Consider the following 3,565-nt stretch of genomic DNA (forward strand, 5'->3'; position numbering starts at 1 on the left):
GGCGCGCTCAAGTCTGAGCGGCTGAACGAGAGGGATCTCGCCGCCGGCCTCTACGACAACGCGGTGATCGAGATCTACCGGGTGAACTGGGCGGAGCCCGCGCAGCGCGTGCTCATGCGCTACGGCAATCTCGGCGAGGTCAGCCGCGGGCAGCGTCACTTCCGCTGCGAGGTGAGGGGGCTCGCGCACGAATTGCAGCAGCCCAAGGGGCGCATCATCCAGTTCGCCTGCGACGCCGATTTGGGTGACGCGCGCTGCAAGGTCGATCTCGATACGCCGGCCTACCGCACAGACGCGGGCGTGGTCGCGAGCCTTACCGGCTCGCCGCGCCAGTTCGTCGCGGGCGGGCTCGACGCTTACGCCAACGGCTGGTTCACGCGCGGGCTCATCACCTGGCTCTCGGGCGCCAATGAAGGGCGCGCGGCGCAAGTCAGGGTGCATAGCAAGGACGCAAGCTCGGTCAAGATCGAGTTGTGGCAGCGCATGAGCGAGGCGGTCGCCGCGGGCGATCAGTTCCGCATCGTGGCCGGCTGCGACAAGCAATTCTCGACGTGCCAGGCCAAGTTCGCCAACGTCGCCAACTTCCGGGGCTTCCCGCACGTGCCCGGCAACGACTTCATGCTGTCGGTCGCGAGCCGCCAGGGCAACAACGACGGCGGCAGCCGATTCAGGTGATCACCCCTTAGGCTTGGCGGGGAGGGGGAAGGTGCGCAGATCGGCGGCGGCTTCCGGATATTCGATCGCGAGCTTCTCGATATTGCCCATCTCGACGTCTTGCGTGGGATCGACGCCGGGCCACTCGGTGCTGGCGCCCAAGAACCAGCGCGCCTTGCCGGTGACGCGCGCGGTGTGAAACGTGCCGCCCGGAATGAAGAGCTGCACCAGCTCGCCGCCCGGAATGTTCGGCCCGACCAGCACGAGCTCGCTCGTGCCGCCCTCGTGCAACAGGAGAACCTCGATCGGGTCGCCGAGATAATAGTGATAGAGCTGATCGTTCTTGATGCGATGCAGCTTCACCGGCGCGTCGGGCGTCACCATGAAATAGAGTGCGGTGCCGGCGGGACGCCCTTTCTCGAAGGGCGACGGCAATCCGCCGGGCGCGATCTGAAGCGCGCTTCTGTAGGTCTCGCGCACGAAGCCGCAGGTCGCGTTCGGCTCGAGCTTGAGCAGCTTCCTGATTTCGTCGGCGGTGATGTTCTCCGGCACAGGCTTCTCCGGATTGACGAGCAGAGGCTGCTGATCCGGCGTCGGCACGGGGGCCTCGGCTCCGGCCGCCGCGAGCGACGGTGTCAACATCGCGCTCCCGGCGGCAACGCCGGCGCGCTTCAGAAAGTTGCGCCGGGCAATCGGCGTCATGTCATCGCCGTTCATCATGGCGGCTCCCTCCCTGAAGCCACATGAGACAGGACGGCACACTTTATCGGGCACATGAGGGCGGCAAGGCAACACGCTCGGCGCCCCATCCAACGTCATTTCGCTGTCATGGTTACACGGAACGCGATCGTTACCGCCGCGCGCAACTGGCTCGGCACGCCTTATCACCATCAGGCGAGCCTGCGCGGGGCGGGCGCGGACTGCCTTGGCCTGATCAGAGGAGTTTGGCGCGAGCTTTACGGCGAGGAGCCGGAACCCATGCCGCCCTACACGCCGGACTGGGGCAGCGCCACGGGGTCGGAGACTTTGCTTGCAGCGGCCTCGCGGCATCTCGTGAAGCTTGATGGTGTAGGCGAGGCGAGGCCGGGCGATGTGCTCGTGTTCCGCATGCGCGACCGAGGCGTTGCGAAACATGCGGGGATACTCACGCTCGGTGACGGGAGCGGCTGTGGCCTGATCCATGCGCAAGAGGGGCTCGGCGTGGTCGAGATCACGCTCGGGCTGTGGTGGCGGCGCCGAGCCGTCGCGGCCTTCAGCTTTCCGGGAGTAGACACAACCTCTCCCCTTTGGGGGGAGGTTGGCGCGCAGCGCACGCCGGGTGAGGGGGCAGATCATCCGCGGTCCCCCTCACACCAGCCCTTTCCCCAAAGGGGAGAGGGGGAGTCACATTAATGGCAACACTGGTTCTTGGGGCGGTGGGGAGCGCGATCGGCGGCGCGCTGCTGCCTGGCGGCGCTTCCATTCTCGGCACGACGCTCACGGGCGCAGCGCTCGCAGCGCGCTCGGCTCAGTCGGCGGGGCGGTCATCGACCAGGCCCTGCTCGGTCCGCTCGCCGCGGGCTCAGGCCAGACGCGCATCGATCAGGGCCCGAGGCTGTTCGACCTCAAGCTCGGCGCTTCGAGCGAGGGCGCGCCGCTGCCGCGCGTCTATGGCCGCATGCGGCTGCCGGGTCAGCTCATCTGGGCCACGCGCTTCAGGGAAGAGGTGATCGTCGCCACCCAGACCACAGGCGGCGGACAGGCGAAGGGGGGCAAGAATCTCGATCAGCCGAGCGTTCCTCAGGGCGAGACGGTCAGGAGCATCGAGTACCGCTACTACGCGAACGCGGCCTACGCGCTGTGCGAAGGAGAGATCACCCGCGTCGGGCGAATCTGGGCCGACGGACAGGAGCTCGATCAGTCCGGCCTTACGATCAGGGTCTATCGCGGCGACGAGGCCCAGGTCATCGACGGCCTGATCGCGGGCAAGGAAGGCGGCAGCACCGCCGCGCCCGCCTATCGCGGCACGGCCTATGTCGTGTTCGAGAATCTGCCGCTCGCGGCCTTTGGCAATCGCCTGCCCCAGCTCAATTTCGAGGTGTTCCGCGCGGTCGACGATTTCGAGACGCTGGTGCGAGCTGTGACCCTGATTCCGAGCGCCGGCGAGTTCGTCTACGAGGACGACAGCGTCATTCGTATCGCCGCCGGACAGACGATCTCGGAGAACCTGCACACGGCGCAGGGCGGCACGGACTGGAAGGTCGCGATCGGGCAGCTCGAGGATCAGCTGCCCAATGTCGGGCACGTGTCGCTGATGGTGAGCTGGTTCGGCACGGACCTTCGCATCAGCCATTGCGAAATCCGGCCGGGTGTCGAGGTGCCGGAGAAGACGACGCAGCCTTACGCCTGGTCGGTCGGAGGGATCGTGCGCGAGGAGGCCTATGTCGTGTCCGAGATCGACGGGAGGCCGGCCTATGGCGGAACGCCGGCCGACAAGGCGGTGGTCTCGGCGATCCGCGATCTCAAGGCGCGTGGGTTTAGCGTCACCTTCTACCCGTTCATCTCGATGGATGTAGCGGACGGCAATTCGCTGCCCGATCCCTATAGCGGTGCGACGGGCCAGCCGCCCTATCCCTGGCGCGGGCGCATCACCTGCGACCCGGCGCCTGGTGTCGCCGGCAGCGTGGACAAGACGGCGGCCTGCGCCACGCAGGTCGCATCGTTCGTCGGCAGCGCCGCGCCAGGAGATTTCGAAATTTCGGGCGACACCGTGTTCTATTCCGGGCCGGAAGAATGGTCGTTCCGCCGCTTCATTCTGCACTACGCCCATCTCTGCGAAGCGGCCGGTGGGGTGGATGCCTTCATCATCGGCTCGGAGATGCGGGGCGCCACCACGCTGAGATCGAGCGCCTCCACCTTTCCCTTCGTCGAT

Annotated in this window: 4 protein-coding genes; 3 read left to right on the top strand and 1 reads right to left on the bottom strand. The window is 66.9% G+C overall.

The features are described from left to right. On the top strand, nucleotides 1-675 hold a 675-nt coding region (locus tag VFB18_RS13235; RefSeq protein ID WP_324976118.1), incomplete at its 5' end, for a DUF2163 domain-containing protein. On the opposite strand, the gene VFB18_RS13240 is transcribed toward VFB18_RS13235, so the two are convergent. Beyond that, nucleotides 676-1,374 carry a cupin domain-containing protein gene (locus tag VFB18_RS13240; RefSeq protein ID WP_324976121.1) on the bottom strand — a complete coding sequence of 233 codons (699 nt, stop codon included), beginning with the start codon at nucleotides 1,372-1,374 and terminating at the stop codon, nucleotides 676-678. 108 nt (nucleotides 1,375-1,482) lie between these two features. Here VFB18_RS13240 and VFB18_RS13245 point away from each other — a divergent pair, with 108 nt between their 5' ends. Both VFB18_RS13245 and VFB18_RS13250 read left to right on the top strand, forming a co-directional pair. Beyond that, entirely contained in the window at nucleotides 1,483-2,046 is a 564-nt protein-coding gene (locus VFB18_RS13245; RefSeq protein ID WP_324976124.1) for a peptidase P60, read from the top strand. Further along, nucleotides 1,973-3,565 (top strand): baseplate megatron protein TIM-barrel domain-containing protein (locus VFB18_RS13250; RefSeq protein WP_324976127.1); only part of this gene is annotated, 1,593 nt, incomplete at its 3' end. The genes VFB18_RS13245 and VFB18_RS13250, both read left to right, overlap by 74 nt.

Source organism: Methyloceanibacter sp., assembly GCF_035650995.1.
In the GTDB taxonomy this organism is placed as follows: Bacteria; Pseudomonadota; Alphaproteobacteria; order Rhizobiales; family Methyloligellaceae; genus Methyloceanibacter.